This window comes from Chryseobacterium elymi (genome assembly GCF_003385495.1).
In the GTDB taxonomy this organism is placed as follows: domain Bacteria; phylum Bacteroidota; class Bacteroidia; order Flavobacteriales; family Weeksellaceae; genus Chryseobacterium; species Chryseobacterium elymi.
The window spans coordinates 108,282-126,080 of the sequence record NZ_QNUH01000002.1 but is presented as its reverse complement, the minus strand read 5'-3'; the positions used below and the strand labels follow the sequence as shown (position 1 = coordinate 126,080).

Genomic DNA, 17,799 nt, shown 5'->3' with positions numbered 1-17,799 from the left:
TAAGAATCACAAATTTACTAAATATGATTGTTTTATAGAGCTATTTTACATAAAAAAAGAGGCATTGGCCTCTTAAGTTTATATTTGTGTAATTGTATAAGTTCCGGTAGCATCAAAATTGATATTGAATTCAACTTTATAGTTTTTAGGAGTGGAGGTGAGATTGGGAATCAACATAGGCGTACCGTTGATATCAAGATTTCCATCATTCAGATTATCTCCCAGAATTTCAGTACCTGTAGCTCCTCCTGGAGAAAGAATGATAGTGAATCCCGTAAAATTTGAGGAAGTTACACCGGTGACATTAAAAGAAAATTTGCTTGTTGCTGGATTATAGCTTAACGGAGAAACTACCGGAGAACCGGAACCAGTAGTGTTTAAACTGATGCCCGGACTGAAGTTAAATGTTCTTACAGGATTCCCTATAAAGTTCGTAATTTCTATCTTATAAAATCCGTTGGAGGAAATGTTGTAAGCACTTCCGTTTGGAACCAAATTAGTTTGACTGTCAGAACCATAGTTTTGTGCACTTGCATTCTGCGCAGCAATGAACTTGATTTGTGAATTTGCCGGTAAATATTTATATCCTATCTTACTTCCGTCATTTCGCATTAAATCTGCTGAAGTTGCCGTGAAATTATTATAACTTCCGTACATATACAAGTTAGCAGGTAGTTGCGAGCTGGATCCGGAACTTACCGGTAAATTCAATGTTCCGGAATCACTTACATTCAATGTATAATTGGTTCCATTCGGGGAAACAAGCGTAATGCCTTGTCCCGCACCTGTAACAACCGTTTTACTCACCTGTGCATAAGGAACACTCATCAATTGATTGACTCCTACATTGGTATAATTGGAACCACCCTGAGGGTCCATTTCAACCTTTACAAATTTTGTATTTGTTCCCCAGTTGATTCCTCCGAAAGTTCCTGTTGTAGCAGTTCCCTGACCGATATTTAAATTAACTAAACCTTTTGCGTTGGTTGTTTTGTTATGAGTTTCAGTATATAAAACAGGTCCTGTAGCAGTGTTTTCCAAAATACTTACTTTTAAAGAAACGTTCCCGTTAGCAATGGGTGCCCCTGAAGCATTAAAAGCAATAGTCTGATAACTGAAAGCCTGTGGAACCTGTGCAGTGAGAAGTGTAGCGATAAATAATCCTATTGTAGTGTAAAATTTTTTCATGTTTATGTTTTTAAGGTTTTTTAATGATTTTAACAGGTTTGATGTCCGGATTTTTGAATGAGATCATATAAATTCCCGAATCCAGGCTTCGAAGATCAATTTTTCCCTGATCCAGCCTTACTTTTAAAACGAGTCTTCCGGCAGTGTCATACACTTCAGCCTCCTCGATTTTTGAGTTTGAATTGAGAGTGATATGAACAAAATCAGCGGTAGGATTGGGATAGATCTTGATATTTTCTTTTTCCAGTTCTTTGACGCCTAAAACCTTTAAAACAGATTGGTAATACATCCCCATAGTACCAGAATTGGCCTGATCAGGATCAGCGGGGATAACATAGATTTCTCCTACAGAATGCGTGAAATTGGTGTCAGAAACGGCCCCGGAATTCATATTTCCGATCACAGACTGAGCCAAACCAAAAACCGGCACCCCAAAGAGAAGTAACGTAATTTTTTTTCTCATCGAGTTTTATTTTTGAATTGCGAATATAATTAAAATTTTGTCTCAAAAAATAATTCAGGAGATAGGGATTTTATTTTCACTTTAAGAATTATTTAACCTTTATTTGACTCAGAAGACTTTCTATTTTAAGTAAATTTGAAAAACTAAAAAAATAAAATTATGTCAACGATTACCCTTAAAGGAAACGAAGTAAATACAATAGGAACCCTTCCGTCAATAGGAACAACCGTAAGAGATTTTGCGTTAGTAGACTCTGGTCTGAACGTAAAACTTCTTTCAGATTTTGATGGAAAAAAGAAAGTATTCAATATCTTCCCGAGTATTGATACAGGGATTTGTGCCGCTTCAGCAAGAAAATTCAATGAAGAAGCCTCAAAACTTGATAATACGGTAGTGATCAATGTTTCTAAAGATCTTCCTTTTGCATTGGGGAGATTCTGTGCAGCAGAGGGCTTAAACAATGTAGAAACACTTTCAGATTTCAGAAGCAGCTTTGGAGATGATTATGAAGTGACTATTACGAATTCACCTATGAAAGGACTGCTGAGCCGTGCCGTAATTGTTACAGACGAAAATAACAAAGTAGTCTATACAGAGCAGGTTCCGGAAATTACTACTGAGCCTAATTACAGCGCAGCAATTGACGCATTGAAGTAATATAATAGTAAGATTGTATAAAGCCTTGTGGAAAACCCATTCACAAGGCTTTTTTTTGACTCTGGAGAATGAATAAACAAGTTACAGCAACTCTAACCCATGGTTGAATAATTGAGCTTCGAGTTATCTTAATTAACTGCATTAAAAATTTAATACCATGAAAATAATTAAATTTAACAGGAGAGTTTGCTACTTACACTTTTCAACACTTCTGCTTTTACTTTTCTTTATTTCCTGCAGTGGGCAGGAGAAAAAGAAGACAGAATTTCGTTCAGAAACCAATACACCCAAAAAATTTCAAAACAAGAAATATGAAAATTATGATCTGATTGGTAATGTTAAAACGACCCAATGGGAAATTTTCAACTATGATACTTCAGGAAATACGAATACATATTATTATAAGGGATATACTGACCAGATTGATTTAAATTTCAATAAAGAAGGAGAACCCTTTTTGGTGAAGCTTGTAAGTAAATCTATAAAAGCCTATCAGCAGCCCCGTGATAATAAAATAGAAAATATAGTATATGAGAAAGAACCTGTAATCCTTTTAACATCTTCATCTATAGAGGATATAAGTATTGACTATCTGACTTATTCATCAAAGGTAGATCCAGTGACCAATAAGCTTATTGCTGAAAATAAATATATTAAATATTACTATAATAAATATGGTGACTTGCAGGACTATATCATTACTACCGGAAAAGATGAAGCCCCGAGATATTTTAAATTTGCTTATAAATATGATGAAAAAGGCAACTGGGTAGAGCGTATCTTATCTGAAGAGTTTTATGATTCAGAAACTCCGGATGATAAAGAAATTATACAGAAAATTGTAAGAACAATCACTTATTATTAACAGTAACCTATATTGTAAAATCTTAATTTGTATAAAATGGTAAAGCGAATTGTAGCCAACATACAAACAGACCATTTAGCTGACGCAGATTGCTTTTATAAAGATATTTTGGGTCTCGAAATCCTGATGGACCATGGCTGGATCAAGACTTTTGGAAACCATGAAGAAGCGCAGGTTCAGGTAAGTTTTGCCACTCAGGGCGGAAATGATACAGAGGTTCCCCTGCTTTCAATAGAAGCAGATAATCTGGATGAGCTCTACGGAAAAATGAAGCAGGCCGGTTTTGAAATCACTTACGGAATCACCGATGAAGAATGGGGAGTACGAAGGTTTTTTGTAAAAGATCCGTTTGGAAATTTAATCAATATACTTTCACATCAGTAACTTTTCCTCTCAATGACTCATTCAGTAAAAATGTATTTTAGTCTGTTTTAATGGAAAAAAAACTTTAAAAAGGCTTTATCCTAAACTTATTCTCTCAGAACTGATGATTCAAATCATCAAAAATAAACCGTACAATAGCTATCTTTACATTTTAAATACAATGAAACGTTCAGGAACAGCAGATCTGCCTTTACACTACGGAAAAGTACCGCCGTGGCTGTATGAACGCATGTCTGTGCTTGGGCTTTCCATGATTGAAGTGATCTTAATGGATTACGGAAAAGATGAGGTTCTCCGCAGGCTTGCGGATCCGTTTTGGTTCCAGAGTTTTGGCGCAGTAATGGGTATGGACTGGCATTCCTCAGGCATCACAACTTCTGTAATGGGTGCTTTGAAACGGTCCATCAATCCCAATTCAAAGTCGCTAGGACTCTACATTTGTGGCGGAAAAGGCAGATTCTCAAGAGAAACTCCGTCAGAGCTCCTTCAGATTGCCGATAAAACAGGCTTGAATGGTCATGAGCTCGTAAGAGCCAGCAAACTCTCTGCAAAAGTGGATAACACGACCATTCAGGATGGTTACCAGCTCTATCTGCATAATTTTATTCTGGCAGACAACGGCAACTGGAGCGTAGTACAGCAGGGAATGCATGAAACCGACGGTACTGCAAGGCGGTATCACTGGCATTCAGGAAATATTAAATCATTTATAGAAGAGCCACACACAGGGATCAATGGTATTTCAAGAGGTAAAATCCTCAATCTCACGGATGCTGATGCCTCAGAAAACCGCCAGGGAATTCTGGATATTTCCCATACCGATTCTATTGATGTAATGAAAGATTTTTCAAGGTTAATTCTTCCCACACATCACGATGTGCAGGCTTCAGATGTTGATTTAAAACGTCTCGGAGCTCTTTTGTATGTAACCCGTGAGCAGCAGCCTCAGAATTTTGAAGACCTTTTAATGCTGGAAGGAGTAGGACCCAGAACCATGCAGTCTTTAGCATTAGTGAGTGAAGTTATTCACGGTGCACCTTCAAGATTTGCCGATCCGGCGAGGTTTTCCTTTGCTCATGGCGGGAAAGACGGACATCCTTTCCCGGTTCCTACCAAAACCTATGATGAAAGCATCAGCATTCTCAGAAAAGGAATTGAAAAATCAAAACTTGGAAATTCCGACAAGCTGAATACTTTAAATAAGCTCCACCAGATTGTGGCTGCCACTGAAAAAGATTTTACTCCCGATTTTGATATTCAGCAGGTGATAGAGGAAGAAAGACAGAATTCATGGCGCTTTGGAGGGAAAACAGTATTCGGGGACGCACAACCACCTAAAAATCCAAAACCGATCCAGCTTTCTTTGTTCTGATATTTTGGGCTGACAGGAATCACTAAAAACTGTTTAATTATTTAGAAAGAATAAAAACAATTGATGGAATACAGTAAAATGGGTTTCTTTTTATGTATTCCATCAATTTGTTTAATTTTTTATATCTCAGATTCAATTAAAAATTATATTTTTAAAGCTTTAAAAAAACACCAACTCAATGACCAGCAAAGCCTTAGAAATCTGTTACGATTTCCCATTTTTTCTTCAGGAAGAGCTTGACGAAATATTTCAGGCTCACGAAAAAGTTTCATTCCAGAAAGGAGACATTATTCTTGAAGAAGGAAAGACTGCCAATGAATATTATATCCTGGAAAAAGGCCTTGCCCGTTCATACGTGAATGACTTCAGCGGAAATGAGGTAACCACGCATTTCTTTGCCGATAACGAGATCATTATTGAGGTGTTGTCAATTTTTCAGAGAATTCCAACCCAGGAAAATATCATCTGTATCACAGACTGTGAATGCTGGAAATTTGATTATGAGACATTTCAGGAGCTTTTCCATAAAATCCCCAATCTCAGAGAATGGGGAAGAGCATGGATGTCAAAAGAGCTTTTTGTCTATAAACAGCGCTCTGTAGAAATGTTTACTCTTTCCGCTACCAGGCGTTATCTTAATCTTTTGGAGCAGAAACCCCAGGTGGTACAGTTTGCTCCTCTCAAACAAATTGCATCCTATCTGGGCGTAACAGACACTTCCTTAAGCCGTATCCGCAAAGAAATTGTATCCCATTCGAAGAAAAATTAAATCTTGTCTTATGGCAAGTTGATTTTCATCAAGGCTTGGTAATTTTGGTTAAAAGATTAACACAAAAAATTACTATTATGAAAGCCAATCAAATTTATGTCAACCTTCCGGTAAAAGATGTACAGAAAACAAAAGAATTCTGGACCAGGCTCGGATTTGCAATTAATGAACAGTTTTCAGATGACAAAGCAGTCTGCGTAGTGATGAAGGAAGATAACATTTACGTCATGTTCCTGACAGAGGAATACTTCCAGACTTTTTCCGAAAGACCGGTTCCGAAAGGCGATACAACACAGGTTCTTGTTGCCATTGCTCTGGACAGCCGTGAAGAAGTTGATCAGGTAGTGAATACAGCCCTGGAAAATGGAGCTTCGCAGCACGAAGAACCCCAGGATTACGGATGGATGTATCAAAACTCTTTTTGGGACTTAAATGGTCATGGCTGGAATATAACGTTTGCCGATGTTTCCCAGATGCCAGCTGAATAAAGATCAAAGATTATTCACAATAAAATCTTGCCGCTATGAAAACAAAATCAAACGACATTGAAATAGTGAAAGTTCAGGTATTCAGCAATTACAAAGTCATTTCAATGAATACCGAAGGCATTACCCACAAAGAAGCTATGATCTTCCCGAATGGTGAAGCCAACTGCCTGAACTGGGTTCTGGGACATTTAATTTACATAAGGAATGCATTTCTGAATACGCTTGGAGAAGAATCAGTCTGGGACAACGATAAATTTTCCTGCTACAACAGAGGAGAGATGCCGCTCGAAAAAAAAGATGAGCTGATAGATTTTGAAGAATTAAAATCCTATCTGAAAAAGTCCCAGGACAAGCTTGAAGCAAAACTCATCAGTATTGAGAAGTTTAATCCTGAAACAATTAATGATATTGCTATCTTTTGTCTTCACGAAATTTACCATAGCGGACAGTTGGGGTACCTCAGAAGAATTTTAGGAAAACCCGGTGCCGTAAAATAGCCACGCTTAGAATTTAAAAAAAACTGTAGAAGAACTCTACTCCTACAAAAAACACCAATCACTAAAAATTAAAGAATGGACACACCAAAATCAAAAAAAATGGAGCTCGTTATTCCGGCTTACAGAATGCACTCTCAAAACTTTCTCAATGTTTTGGAAGGCATTTCGGAAGAAGATGCTTTGAAAAGAATTGAAGGAAAAACCAACCATATCGTCTGGATGGCAGGAAACTTTGTCAATATGCGCTATGGTCTGGGTTGGGTTTTAGGACTCAGGGACGAAGATCCTCACAGCGATCTTTTCTTTCAGGGAAAGGCTCTGGATGAAAATTACAGCTATCCGGGCTTGGATGAACTGGAGAAAAATTTTCACGATATTTCACCAAAAGTATACCAGAAGCTTTGGGAAGTTACGGATGAAGAGCTGGATGAAATCTTTGAGATCGGGATGAATATTCCTTTTGTCCGTGAAACCAAACTCAATTTCGTAGGAATGTGTATAGGCCGCGAAGACTATTTATGTGGGCAGATAGGTCTTATGAGAAGAATCCTGGATTATCCGGGCATGAAATACGAGGTAGATGAAAACTTAAAGTATTAATCAATGCAACCTAAAGAAAAAGGCTATAAACAGGTCAACGGAATCCATATGTACTACGAGATTTACGGTTCCGGAAAGCCTTTGGTACTCATTCATGGCGGAGGATCTTCCATTCTGTTTGATTTTAAGGAAATAATTTCCAGGCTTGAAACCCAGTTTCAGCTCATAGGTGTTGATCTGCAGAATCACGGAATGACCGATCATCGTGATATTCCCGAAACCTTTGAACAAGATGCCTATGATGTGGCGGCTCTTTTGAAAGAACTTCAGATTGAAAAAGCTTCATTCTGGGGATTCAGTAACGGAGGAAACACCGTGATGCAGATTGCGAATCTCTATCCCGGAATAACCGAAAAGATCATTATTGCATCTGCATTCTACAAAAGAAGCGGTATGACGGACGGTTTTTTTGAAAGCATGGCAGAAGCCACTCTCGAATCTATGCCGGAACCTCTTAAGATCAATTTCCTTAGCCTGAATCCTGATTTTTCAAAACTTGAAAATCTGTTTGAGAAAGACAGCAAAAGGATGCAGACTTTTGAGGACTGGGATGAGAAAGTCCTGACATCCATAAAAGCTCCTGCCTTATTCATAAGTGGAGACAAAGATGTCATGAAACCTGAACATGTAGTGGAAATGTGGCGCCTGGTTCCCAAATCCCAACTGATGATCCTTCCGGCAGGCCATGGTTCCTACATGATGGCAGACTTTGAAGGAAACATAGACTCCGGCCTCATAAACTTTACAGTAAGCGAGGTGACAAAATTTTTAAATCATTAATACTATATAAAGATAGTTCTTAATATTCTTAAAAGCTTAATCAAGCTTAATGGTTTAACTTAAAAATTAAATTTAATTAACAATAACATTAAAAATCAGAAATCATGGCTAAATTAAATCCGTACTTAAATTTTGACGGGAAAGCAGAAGAAGCTTTCAACTTTTACAAATCTGTTTTCGGGGGAGAATTCCGTGGAGAGGTTTTCAAGATGGGTAATGCTCCGGGAACCGAAAACTTATCAGACGAAGAGAAAAACAGAGTAATGCATATTGCTTTGCCAATCGGAGAAGACCTTCTTATGGCTTCGGATATTGTTCCAAGCTTCGGGCAGAGCCTTAACGTAGGAAATAATAATTATGTATCCATTTTCCCTGAATCCAAAGAAGAAGCGGACAGACTGTTCAAAGGTCTTTCTGAAGGTGGGAATATAGAAATGCCGATTGAAGACCAGTTTTGGGGAGATTATTTCGGAAGCTTCCAGGATAAATATGGAGTTCATTGGATGGTGAACTATAATGAAGAATCTGCAAAATAATCTTATATTTAACTAAATTTATTGAGGGCAGTTCAAACCCGGACTGCCTTCTTATTTCAACATTAAAAAAAATAGAACGATGGACCCAATTAAGATAGATATCACAATTTTAGCCCCGGTAGAAAAAGTCTGGAATTATTTTAATGAGCCTCAGCATATCACGAAATGGAATTTTGCCGATGAATCATGGCAGTGTCCCAGTTCCGAAAATGATTTAAGAGTGGGAGGGAAATTTAAAACCAGAATGGAAGCAAAAGACAAGAGTTTCGGTTTTGATTTCGAAGGAATTTACGATGAAGTGGTTACGAATTCCACTATTAAATACCATCTGGGAGACGGCAGAAAAGTGGAGGTCATTTTCGATAAGATAGACGAAAACACTACAAAAGTTACTGAAATTTTTGATCCTGAAAAACAGAATTCTGTGGAAATGCAGAGGGATGGCTGGTATGCTATTCTCAATAATTTTCACAAATACGTTGAAAACCACTAAAACACTTAACTTCAGTCATGATAAATCTGGTCATAATGGCAAAATGTTTAAGCTCCATTTGTGCTGTTAATCATGTTGTTAGAGATGATGATTTCCTGTCTGGCATTATTGCGGTACCGGCAAGAAGGGCTTTAGAGAGAGAGAAAATTGATTCTCTTGAAAAACTTTCAGGCTATTCAGAAGAAGAGATCATGAATCTTCATGGTTTCGGAAAAAACGCTATGGAAAGATTGAAAAATCATATGGAAGAGCGCCAGGTTTCTTTCAAAAACTAATTATTATAAAACCGGATACCTTTATCATTGCACATGTTTTTTGTCAGCAATTAATAAAACCATATTTTCAACCCTAAATTTAATAGTATGAATAACGATATTTTTCCATGTCTCTGGTTTGACGGAGAATCAAAAGTGGCTGCAGAATTTTATTGTGAGGTCTTTGGCGGAAAGATTACCGCAGATACTCCCGTAGTTATGAACATTGATCTGTTCGGACAAAAATTGATGCTGTTGGATGGCGGACCTCATTTTAAAAAGAATCCTTCAGTTTCTTTTATGGTCATCTGTAAAACAGAAGATGAAGTACAGCAGTATTGGGACAAACTTGTGGAAGGAGGAATCGCTCTTATGGCTCTGGATTCCTATTCATGGAGCCAGAAATACGGTTGGGTACAGGATAAATACGGTGTTACCTGGCAGCTGTTTTTAGGCGATAAGCCCGAAGATCAGAAAATTATTCCTACTCTGATGTTTATTCACCAAAATAATGGAAAAGCAATGGAAGCAATGGAATTTTATACCAGAACATTTCCCAATTCAAGCATTGGAAATATCCTGAAATATGGCGATGGAGGAGAAGGACATTCTATACCCGAACCGGCAGAAAACATACAGCATGCCCATTTTACCATTAACGGCTATAGCTTTTTCTGTATGGATAATTCTTATGACCATCAGTTTGATTTTAATGAAGGGATCTCTATCGTGATCATGACGGATGATCAGGAACAGACCGATCATCTTTGGAATACCCTTATTTTTGATGGAGGAAGAGAAAGCATGTGCGGATGGCTGAAAGACAGATACGGATTCAGCTGGCAGATTGTTCCGAAAAGGCTAATTCAGCTGATGAACGATTCAGACCAGTCAAAATCACAAAAAGTAGTACAGGCTATGATGAAAATGCAGAAGATTGTTATAAAAGACCTGGAAGAGGCTTATAATTCGTAAAAAGAATGACGAATTTGCCTGTTTTGCCCTTGTGAGTTTCAGCTTTCGGCTTGTTGTTTGATGTGATTTATAAAAAGATTTGCTTATGAAAACACAGAACAGATCACAATCTAAATCAAAAGTTCCCCAAGAAGGACTCTTTCCGGAGATCATCCGGAATGATTACCAGGGAAGCAGAAAACTTACAGGAAAAAAAGCCGTTATTTCAGGAGGAGATAGTGGAATAGGGCAGGCCGTAGCCATTCATTTTGCGAGAGAAGGTGCAGATGTCGCAATTATTTATAAAGAAAGTGATGATGATGCCAAAGAAACAAAAAAGCTTGTTGAAAAAGAAGGGCAGCAGTGCATCCTCATCAAAGGAGATCTTACAAAAAAAGCCTTCAGAACAAAATGTACGGAAAAGATAAAAAAGACATGGGGAAATCTGGATATCCTGGTTAATAATGCAGGAATTCATACCTCCAAAAGCAGCCTTGAAAAAATCTCTGATGAGCAGATTCAGGAAACTTTTAATACCAATATCATCTCCATGATTTCCTTTACGAGAAACTTTTTACCTTTAATTGGTGAAGGAGGCCGTATTATCTGTACCACATCGGTTACAGCATACAGGGGAAGTGACCACCTGATTGATTATGCGGCTACTAAAGGAGCTATTTTATCCTTTATCCGCTCCTTATCAGCCAATCTTGCCGAAAATAAAATTTTAGTCAACGGAATTGCTCCCGGGCCGATATGGACACCTTTAGTGAAAGAAGCCTTTAATGATCTGTCAACATTTGGAAAGGATACACCGCTGAAACGGGCGGGACAGCCATCAGAAGTTGCACCGGCTTATGTTTTCCTTGCTTCTAAAGATGCAGATTATATTACAGGAGAAGTGATTCATATCAATGGGGGAGATTTTGTAGGAGGCTAATTGAAGTAAAAACCAGAAATTAGAAGATAGATAATGAGACTAAATTTAATAATCTGGAAACTAACCTCTAATTTCTAACCATCTAATATCTAAATAAAAAAGCAATGCATAAATTATTTTTTAAGATTCAAATTGATGCACCCCCTGAAAAAGTATGGGATGTTCTCTGGAGCGATATGACATACAGACAGTGGACAACAGCATTTACAGAAGGTTCCTTTTATATGGGAACTTTTGAAGAAGGAAGTATTATGAAATTTTTTGATCCGGATAACAACGGCATGTACAGCAGCGTTGAGAAAAATATAGCCAATAAAGAAATGAAATTTTTGCATCTCGGGGAAATCTATGATGGTGTAGAAACTGTCCAGGATTGGGGAGAAGCCACAGAGGATTATATTTTAGAAGAAACCCCGACAGGGACAATACTGAAGGTTGAAATTCAGACACCCGAAGAATTTAAAAGCTTTTTTGAAGAAAAATTTCCAACCGCTTTGGGAATAGTGAAAAATCTTTCAGAAAATCAATTGTAAAAACTAACCACAAAATATAAAAATATGGAAACCTTATCTTACGAAATTATAATCAATGCCCCATTACAGAAAGTCTGGGACGTTCTTTGGAATCCTGATACCTATACCGAATGGACACAATTTTTCGGTTCAGGATCTAAAATGAAATCCGACTGGAAAGTGGGTGGAAAAACATATTTCGTGAATGCGGAAGGTGAAGGAATGGTATCAACCATTGATAGCCTGGATGAGCCTAACCAGATTATTTTTAAACACTTGGGAATGGTAGATAAAGAAGGAAATGAAGATACCCAAAGTAAAGAAATAATGGAGTGGAGCGGATGTTTCGAAAAATATATCCTTATTGATCTCGAGGGGAAAACAAAGCTTCATGTTGAAGTGCAGGTCGAAAAAGAATGGGAAGAGCACATGGATACAGGATTTAAACAAGGACTGGAAGTGGTCAAAAATCTGGCCGAAAAAGCGTAACAAAGTAAATTCCTTTAAAAAAACAAGACCCTTACAGTTTCCAAACCTGTAAGGGTTATTTGTACAAAATTTATACTATCTTTCTATTAACGATAAATACTACAAAACATGAAATTACTAACGATCCTTTTCGGTACATTTATTTTGGCTCTGTTGGGAACCTGGGCTTTTCAGGGAAAGCCGGATTTTTTATTTTCAGGGAATTTGGGAATGGCTGTGTTCATTATCTTTACAGGATTTTCCCATTTTAAACTCCAGAAAGGGATGACTATGATGATCCCTGATTTTGTTCCCGGTAAAATGTTCTGGGTCCATTTTACAGGAATCCTGGAAATTGCTGCGGGAATTGGGCTGCTGATTCCTTCAATAAGAGAAATAACAGCTATACTGCTGATTATTTTTTTTATTTTGGTTTTTATCGCTAACATTAATTCTTCCAGAAAAAATATCAATATTTTCAAAGCAGACTATAGCGGACCGGGTATGAAATATCTTTACACCCAAAGAATCCCAATGCAGCTTATCCTGATTGGGTGGACGTGGTATTTCGGAATTTATTTAAATTATTCGATATAAGCTTCAACGAAGGGATAAATAAGACTTTCATAAAATTTCATAATGTATGTAACATTTTGAGGGTTAGATAGTCATATTGTATAAAGATTTTTAAGTACTTTTAAAATAAGTGATAGACAATTTAACCATCCAAAATATGAATTATGAATATTAATACTAAAATTTTTGGTGCGGCTCAAGTCGTACTGTCAGCAATTATGATTAATGCACAGACATCAACGGCAAAACTGCCGGGCGATCCTACGCTTCCATCCACTAAAGCAAATCTTGAGAAACTGATTTCTTATGATAAAGGAAACTTCAAATACAAAGTAGAAGATTACTTTGCAAGACCCAATGCTTCACAGTTTAAAATATCTCCGGATGGGCAGTATCTCTCTTACAAAGAAAAAGACAAGGACAAGAAGAATCATGTCTATGTAAAAGAATTGAAAACAGGCAAAATCACCAAAGCCATTGTTGAAAAAGATGATCTTATTAAGAGCTATGGCTGGCTTGACAAAAAACGCCTTTTCTTTACCCAGGACAAAGGAGGGAATGAAAATATCCATCTTTACGCAGCGGATATTGACGGGAAAAACCTTAAAGACCTGACTCCTTTCGAAGGGATTACACTGGGATCCGTAAGACTGATAAAAGATACGGAATTTGTTGTGGTGACCATGAACAAAAACAACAAGCAGATCTTTGAGCCTTATAAGATCAATTTCAACACGGGACAAATGACCCAGCTGTATGAAAATAAAGATGTCAACAGCCCTATTGATGATTATATTTTTGATAAAGACGGGAATCTTAGAGGATATACCGTCCTCGAAAATGGGCTGACGACCAAGACTTATTATAAAGACCTGCAGACAGGAAAATTTAATCTGCTTAAATCCACAGACTGGAAAGACACTTTCAGCATCATAGGACTTAATGATAATTCCAAAAATAAGGATGAAGCTTATGTTGTGACCAATCTGGATAGTGACAAGTCCAGGATCGTACTGTATGATCTTAAAAAGAATGCAGTGATCAGAGAAGTATATTCCAATCCTGTTTTTGATGTAAGCTCTATCAGTGTTGCCGGTAAAAACAGGAATTATGAGCTTGATTACGTAAGCTATGACGGGATAAAAAGTGAAACCGTTCCGGTAAGTCAGTTTTATAAAGAAATTGATGCTCAACTGAAATCTGAATTTAAAGACAAGCAGTTTTCTATTGTTTCTTCCGATGATAATAATGATAAACTTTTGGTGTATGTGGGAAGCGACAAATTTTATGGAGCTTATTACGAATATGATACAAAAAGTAAAAAAATAAATCTTCTTTACAACCTGATGCCTCAGCTGAAAGAAGAAGATATGGCAGAAATGAGACCTATCGAATTCAAAAGCAGGGATGGGTTAACGATCCGGGGATACATTACTCTTCCAAAAGCTGCTCTTGAAGGTAAAAAAGTACCGTTAATTGTGAATCCTCACGGCGGTCCGCAGGGAATCCGTGATGAATGGGGATTCAACCCGGAAACACAGCTTTTTGCCAGCAGAGGATATGCAACGCTTCAGGTAAACTTTAGAATTTCCGGAGGCTATGGAAAAGAATTCCAGAAATCAGGATACAAGCAGATCGGAAGAAAAGCAATGGATGATGTGGAAGATGGTGTAAAATATGCCATAGAGCAGGGTTGGATAGATAAGGATAAAATTGCAATTTATGGTGGAAGCCATGGTGGTTATGCTACTCTGATGGGTCTTATTAAGACTCCTGATCTGTATGCCTGCGGTGTAGATTATGTAGGAGTATCCAATATTTTCACCTTCTTCGATTCCTTCCCGGAATACTGGAAGCCTTACAAAGAAATGGTAAAAGAGATCTGGTATGATCTTGATAACCCTGAGGAAGCAAAAATTGCCAAAGAAGTTTCCCCGGTTTTCCAGATAGATAAAATCAAGAAACCTTTATTTGTAGTACAGGGAGCTAATGATCCGAGAGTCAACATCAATGAATCTGACCAGATTGTAAAAGCAATGCGTGCAAAAGGTTTTGAAGTTCCATACCTGGTAAAATATGATGAAGGACACGGATTCGGAAAAGAACCAAACAGACTGGAGCTGTATAAATATATGCTGGGCTTCTTTGCAGAGAATTTCAACAAAAAATAAAATTTCATTTTTATAATGATAGAGACGGAGAGTGTAATGCTTTCCGTTTTTTATTTTAAACTCAAATGGTACTAATGATTTTCACAAATGATACAATGAAATATTTGTGACACTAGTATTAACATTCGTCTTTAAACTCAATGATTACAAAATAAAAATAATTAAAACCACGGCTAACAAAAGAAAATCCGAATTTCCGGAAAAATATTTTAAATTTATTAAAGTAAAACAAAAATATCAATCGTCATAGCAATATGGAGGTTGTCGAAGAAATAACAATGCCACAGGAGGAGAAAGCAAGCATCATCTCACAAACCGTTTCAAAGTACGGAGGAAAACTGATGTCTTATATTCGTCCGAAAGTGAAAAACACAGAAGATGCGGAAGATATTCTGCAGGAAGTGTGGTTTCAGTTCAGCAGTCTGACCAATCTTTCCGAGATTGTGAATGTAGGCGGCTGGCTGTATAGGGTGACTGCTAATAAAATCACCGACCGTTACCGCAAAAAGAAAACCGAAAATCTTGAAGACTTCGTCTATGAAGATGAAGACGGAAGTTTTTCTATCAAAGATATCTTATTGCTGGACGAGAGTGCAGGCCCTGAAGTTAAGATGTTCCAGGACGAAATCTGGAAAAAGCTTTTCGAAGCATTGGACGAACTTCCCGAGAAACAAAGACTAGTCTATGTTGAAAATGAACTGAATGACAAAACTCTACAGCAGATCGCTGATGAACAGGGCGAAAACATCAAGACCATTATCAGCAGAAAAAACTATGCTGTGAAGCATTTAAGAAACAGACTGAGAAAATTATACGAAGATTTAAATAGTTAGTAAAGAAGAAAAATTATGAATCATAAACACAAAAAAGGCTGGATTTTTTTACTCTTATGTCCGCCATTGATCTTAATTACCATTACATTTATTGTGATGTGGCTTTGGAACTGTCTGCTTCCTGAGATTCTGGGTGTAAAATCCATTACATTCTGGCAGGCAATGGGGATTCTTATCTTAAGTAAGATTCTTTTTGGAGGATTTCATTTCGGAAAAGGAGTGAGAGACTTTAAAGAAAGGAAAATGAGAGAGAAAATGGCCGGACTATCTCCTGAAGAACGGGAAAAATTTAAAGAAGTATGGAAAAACAGATGTTCAGGAGGATTCTTCAACAGAAATAACGGATAATTTAAAAATTTTAAGAAGTAGTAAAGTAAAATTGAAATTCATCCGTCTCTATAAAAAACAAGAAGTAGTAAAATTTAAAATTTTGAAAAAATGAAAAATTCAGCATTAAAAGGAGCTCTGGGAGTATTAGCCGTTGTAGGAGTGGCATTAGTTGCCAAAAAAGCAATACAAAGAAAAAGATTTATAAAAGGTATTTTCAGCGAATACGGAATCAAAGAAAAATCGCCTTTCGGTTTGGCTGATAAGATCAGAGAAATGAACGAAGAGCAGTATCAGGAACTGAAAGGGAAATTCAAAAAAGAATTTGCTTCCAGATGCTGCAGAACGGTAAATAAGAGTCATACAACAGAAGCATAATCAGTAAACTGAAATTGTTAATTCCGGCGCGGGAAGCAGAGCTTCCCGCGCCGGAATTTTTTTACAATCAAGGGGCATTGCGAGCGAAGCGAAGCAATCTCCGAATGGTTTCGAGAGCTTCAGCCACCCAGCGTAATAAGGTCGGTTTTGATTTTTTGCTGAGTGAAACACCCTTGCTAACCTTATAAGTAGTTTAGTAGTTAAAAACCTTTGCGATCCTTGCGTTAAAAAAGAGATTGCCACGCTACGCTCGCAATGACAGAGTTGTGTTGATTATTAAAACATTTGTGTTATTGATGTTCAAGAAATGATATACGAGGTAAGCTATATCATTTGCATACAAACCTTTGAATTTTTAGCATAGCAGAACATTATATTTTATCCTCCGGAAGCCATACGAAAAAAAATAAATTCCTATTTTTGTATAGCTCAATGAAAGACTACTACTATTTTCTCGGTATTTCTCCGGATGCTTCAGAAGAAGACATCAAAAAGGCTTATAGAAAATTATCTCTAAAATACCATCCCGACAAGAATGATAACGACGATTTCTTTGCCGGGCGTTTCCGTGAAATTCAGGAAGCGTATGAAATATTGAGTGATTCAGGAAAGAGGCGTACCTATGATCAGAATTTAGAGAGTCATCAGAAGAGTTTCAGATACAATACTCCGCCTTCTATCAAAACTTTTACGTCCAATAAAATTCATGCAAAAAAAGGGGAGGAGATTATCATTAACTGGCAGACGAATAATGCAGATGTGGTAAAAATACTGCCTTTCGGCCTGGAAAAACCTTTTGGAGAACGGATTTTTAAGATTACAGAATTTAAAGACGGGAAATTCCAGCTTTTGCTTCATGCTACAAATTCTCTGCTTCACAAAACTGCGGTACAGGGAATTACGATTACTGAAGTCTTTGAAAATGATGCTGCTCAGTTTAAAAACAGCGTTGAAGAAATGTTTAAGCCTCAGCCCAGAACACCAATCAACAGGACAGGCCAGCCAAAGATCATGATGCTGATCTGGGGAATTCTTATTTTGGCGGCAGCAATATATTTCCTGTTTAGAAATTTTGGCTAGTTTATGCCATCTTCTTTCTTCCCGGGCACTTTTTGCATCTTTTTCCTTTTTTGAATTTCTTACAACATGATTTCTTTTCACAAAACATGTCTTCATTATTGAATGCGTATACTGGTGATAAAGGCGGTACTTTAAATGGGACAATCATATTCATGCTGCAAATATATTAATTTAGAATAAATATAATTAATAAAATTTCATAAATCTTATAACA

24 protein-coding genes are annotated in these 17,799 nt (G+C 37.2%); 22 read left to right on the top strand and 2 right to left on the bottom strand.

All coding sequences use genetic code 11. The features are described 5' to 3' along the window. Positions 1–78: 78 nt before the first annotated feature. Entirely contained in the window at positions 79–1,188 is a 1,110-nt protein-coding gene (locus DRF60_RS03005) for a cadherin repeat domain-containing protein (RefSeq protein WP_116010650.1), read from the bottom strand. Positions 1,189–1,198: 10 nt separating this feature from the next. Then, positions 1,199–1,651: a T9SS type A sorting domain-containing protein gene (locus tag DRF60_RS03000; RefSeq protein WP_116010649.1), complete on the bottom strand. Its 453-nt coding sequence runs from the start codon at positions 1,649–1,651 to the stop codon at positions 1,199–1,201. A gap of 159 nt (positions 1,652–1,810) precedes the next feature. Here DRF60_RS03000 and tpx point away from each other — a divergent pair, with 159 nt between their 5' ends. The 22 genes from tpx (at position 1,811) to DRF60_RS02890 (ending at position 17,585) form a co-directional block, all read left to right on the top strand. Next, positions 1,811–2,308 (top strand): thiol peroxidase, encoded by a 498-nt coding sequence (gene tpx, locus DRF60_RS02995; protein WP_116010648.1) that lies wholly within the window; start codon positions 1,811–1,813, stop codon positions 2,306–2,308. 157 nt (positions 2,309–2,465) lie between these two features. Further along, entirely contained in the window at positions 2,466–3,173 is a 708-nt protein-coding gene (locus tag DRF60_RS02990; protein WP_116010647.1) for a hypothetical protein, read from the top strand. A gap of 36 nt (positions 3,174–3,209) precedes the next feature. Further along, a complete protein-coding gene (locus tag DRF60_RS02985; protein WP_116010646.1) occupies positions 3,210–3,557 on the top strand; it encodes a VOC family protein in 348 nt (115 codons plus the stop codon). Between the two features lie 160 nt (positions 3,558–3,717). After that, a complete protein-coding gene (locus tag DRF60_RS02980; RefSeq protein ID WP_116010807.1) occupies positions 3,718–4,929 on the top strand; it encodes a DUF763 domain-containing protein in 1,212 nt (403 codons plus the stop codon). 178 nt (positions 4,930–5,107) lie between these two features. Continuing rightward, a complete protein-coding gene (locus DRF60_RS02975) occupies positions 5,108–5,698 on the top strand; it encodes a Crp/Fnr family transcriptional regulator (RefSeq protein ID WP_116010645.1) in 591 nt (196 codons plus the stop codon). A gap of 77 nt (positions 5,699–5,775) precedes the next feature. Next, the gene (locus DRF60_RS02970; protein WP_116010644.1) at positions 5,776–6,186 is read left to right on the top strand and encodes a VOC family protein; all 411 of its coding nucleotides are present in this window, start codon (positions 5,776–5,778) and stop codon (positions 6,184–6,186) included. Positions 6,187–6,221: 35 nt separating this feature from the next. After that, positions 6,222–6,683 (top strand): hypothetical protein, encoded by a 462-nt coding sequence (locus DRF60_RS02965; RefSeq protein ID WP_116010643.1) that lies wholly within the window; start codon positions 6,222–6,224, stop codon positions 6,681–6,683. Positions 6,684–6,758: 75 nt separating this feature from the next. After that, a complete protein-coding gene (locus DRF60_RS02960; RefSeq protein ID WP_116010642.1) occupies positions 6,759–7,283 on the top strand; it encodes a DinB family protein in 525 nt (174 codons plus the stop codon). Between the two features lie 3 nt (positions 7,284–7,286). After that, positions 7,287–8,063, top strand: a complete 777-nt coding sequence (locus DRF60_RS02955; protein ID WP_116010641.1) for an alpha/beta fold hydrolase — start codon at positions 7,287–7,289, stop codon at positions 8,061–8,063. Positions 8,064–8,167: 104 nt separating this feature from the next. After that, the gene (locus DRF60_RS02950) at positions 8,168–8,599 is read left to right on the top strand and encodes a VOC family protein (protein ID WP_116010640.1); all 432 of its coding nucleotides are present in this window, start codon (positions 8,168–8,170) and stop codon (positions 8,597–8,599) included. Between the two features lie 79 nt (positions 8,600–8,678). Further along, positions 8,679–9,092 carry an SRPBCC family protein gene (locus DRF60_RS02945; protein ID WP_116010639.1) on the top strand — a complete coding sequence of 138 codons (414 nt, stop codon included), beginning with the start codon at positions 8,679–8,681 and terminating at the stop codon, positions 9,090–9,092. Between the two features lie 35 nt (positions 9,093–9,127). Next, positions 9,128–9,367 carry a helix-hairpin-helix domain-containing protein gene (locus DRF60_RS02940; protein WP_238639991.1) on the top strand — a complete coding sequence of 80 codons (240 nt, stop codon included), beginning with the start codon at positions 9,128–9,130 and terminating at the stop codon, positions 9,365–9,367. Positions 9,368–9,454: 87 nt separating this feature from the next. After that, the gene (locus DRF60_RS02935) at positions 9,455–10,321 is read left to right on the top strand and encodes a VOC family protein (protein WP_116010637.1); all 867 of its coding nucleotides are present in this window, start codon (positions 9,455–9,457) and stop codon (positions 10,319–10,321) included. Positions 10,322–10,406: 85 nt separating this feature from the next. Continuing rightward, positions 10,407–11,240, top strand: coding sequence for an SDR family oxidoreductase (locus tag DRF60_RS02930; RefSeq protein ID WP_116010636.1), 834 nt, complete (start codon positions 10,407–10,409; stop codon positions 11,238–11,240). Between the two features lie 104 nt (positions 11,241–11,344). Next, positions 11,345–11,773, top strand: coding sequence for an SRPBCC family protein (locus tag DRF60_RS02925; RefSeq protein WP_116010635.1), 429 nt, complete (start codon positions 11,345–11,347; stop codon positions 11,771–11,773). A 24-nt stretch (positions 11,774–11,797) separates the two neighbouring features. Beyond that, positions 11,798–12,241, top strand: a complete 444-nt coding sequence (locus tag DRF60_RS02920; RefSeq protein WP_116010634.1) for an SRPBCC family protein — start codon at positions 11,798–11,800, stop codon at positions 12,239–12,241. Between the two features lie 108 nt (positions 12,242–12,349). Next, a complete protein-coding gene (locus DRF60_RS02915; RefSeq protein WP_116010633.1) occupies positions 12,350–12,817 on the top strand; it encodes a DoxX family protein in 468 nt (155 codons plus the stop codon). Between the two features lie 143 nt (positions 12,818–12,960). Then, positions 12,961–14,967 carry a S9 family peptidase gene (locus DRF60_RS02910; protein ID WP_116010632.1) on the top strand — a complete coding sequence of 669 codons (2,007 nt, stop codon included), beginning with the start codon at positions 12,961–12,963 and terminating at the stop codon, positions 14,965–14,967. 254 nt (positions 14,968–15,221) lie between these two features. Beyond that, positions 15,222–15,800, top strand: a complete 579-nt coding sequence (locus tag DRF60_RS02905) for an RNA polymerase sigma factor (RefSeq protein ID WP_040994467.1) — start codon at positions 15,222–15,224, stop codon at positions 15,798–15,800. Positions 15,801–15,815: 15 nt separating this feature from the next. Next, complete coding sequence (locus DRF60_RS02900; RefSeq protein WP_116010631.1) at positions 15,816–16,148, top strand: hypothetical protein; 333 nt, start codon at positions 15,816–15,818, stop codon at positions 16,146–16,148. A gap of 90 nt (positions 16,149–16,238) precedes the next feature. Then, positions 16,239–16,505, top strand: a complete 267-nt coding sequence (locus DRF60_RS02895) for a hypothetical protein (protein ID WP_116010630.1) — start codon at positions 16,239–16,241, stop codon at positions 16,503–16,505. A gap of 432 nt (positions 16,506–16,937) precedes the next feature. Continuing rightward, complete coding sequence (locus DRF60_RS02890; protein WP_111954999.1) at positions 16,938–17,585, top strand: J domain-containing protein; 648 nt, start codon at positions 16,938–16,940, stop codon at positions 17,583–17,585. Positions 17,586–17,799: the final 214 nt, after the last annotated feature.